This is a genomic window from Dyella choica (assembly GCF_003977665.1).
Lineage (GTDB): Bacteria > Pseudomonadota > Gammaproteobacteria > Xanthomonadales > Rhodanobacteraceae > Dyella_B > Dyella_B choica.
Genome location: NZ_RYYV01000058.1, coordinates 1,411 through 2,825 on the forward strand (window position 1 = coordinate 1,411; position 1,415 = coordinate 2,825).

Consider the following 1,415-nt stretch of genomic DNA (forward strand, 5'->3'; position numbering starts at 1 on the left):
ATGGCTGCCACGCCGGGACCCGGCCTTCCCGGCGTGCGGCATAAGCCACCCCCAGGTCGCGGAACAACGGCCGCCATGACCAGCCATCACTGGCGATGTGATGCACTTGCAGCAATAGCACGTGCTCATCGTGCGACAGCGCAAATAGCCATGCGCGCACGGGCAGTTCATGGGTCAGCTCAAACCGGTAGCCGGCGCATGTCCTGAGGTGCTGCGCCAGTTCGTTCGCATCGCAGGCGATCTGCTCGAACGAAAGTGTCGCCTTGTCCAGCACGATCTGCCGCGCGCCTTCCTCGCCGTCGCTGAAGATAGTGCGCAGGCTTTCATGGCGCTGCAGCAGATCGTTCAGAGCCATTTGCAACGCCGCAACATCCAGCGCGCCTTGCAGGCGCAAGGCCAGCGGCAGGTTGTAGGCGCTGTCGGCTTCGGCAAATTGCTGCAGGAACCACAGCCGCTGTTGCGCGAAGGACAGCGGTATGTGCCCCGTCCTCGCCACGGGACGCAAGGCCGTGCGTACCGCCTGCCCGGCAGACATCTGTCCGCTCAGTTGCGCCACGCTGGGCGCTTCAAACAAAGCGCGAATCGGCAGTTCCACCTGTAAAGCGGTACGGATGCGGCTGACCAGGCGCGTGGCCAGCAGGGAGTGGCCGCCCAGCTTGAAGAAGTTGTCGTCGATGCCTACGCGCTCCAGGCCGAGCACTTCGGCAAACAGTGCGCAGAGAGCTTCTTCTTTCTCGTTGCGTGGCGCGCGTATGCCGGGTGCCGTGAAGACCGGCGCGGGAAGCGCCTTGCGGTCGAGTTTGCCGTTGGGCATCAAGGGCAGCGCATCAATCGCTACGATGGCGGAGGGCAGCATGTACTCGGGCAGGGATTCGGCCAGTGCTTGACGCAGCGCCTCGGTCGCCGCGCTTCCTGTTTGGGCTTCCCCGCCCAGCACGACATAGCCGACGAGTTGCTGGTTGCCCGGCACGTCCTCACGCACGATCACCGTTGCCTGCGCGACTTGCGGATCACGCAGCAAGCTGGCTTCGATTTCGCCCAGTTCAATGCGATAGCCGCGGATTTTGACCTGTTCATCGGTGCGGCCCAGATACTCCAGCCGTCCGTCTGCCAGCCAGCGCACCCGGTCGCCGCTGCGATACATGCGCCGGCCATCGGCGGCAAACGGATCGGCGATGAAGCGTTGCGCGGTCAGGCCGGGACGGCGCAGATAGCCGCGTGCCAGACAGGCTCCGGCGATGTACAGCTCGCCCGCCACACCCGGCGGTACCGGCTGCAGGGCCGTATCCAGCACATGCAGCGCGGTGTTCCAGATCGGATGACCGATGGCGGCAGTGATTCCCTGCGGCGGATCTTGCAGGGTGTAGGCGCACGTGGCCACCTGGATCGTGGTCTCGGTCGGGCCGTACAGATTG

General features: G+C 64.9%; 1 protein-coding gene. It reads right to left on the reverse strand.

Annotated elements, in window-relative coordinates:
- A partial coding sequence (locus tag EKH80_RS23635; protein ID WP_148110439.1) for a condensation domain-containing protein occupies positions 1-1,415 on the reverse strand: 1,415 nt, incomplete at both ends.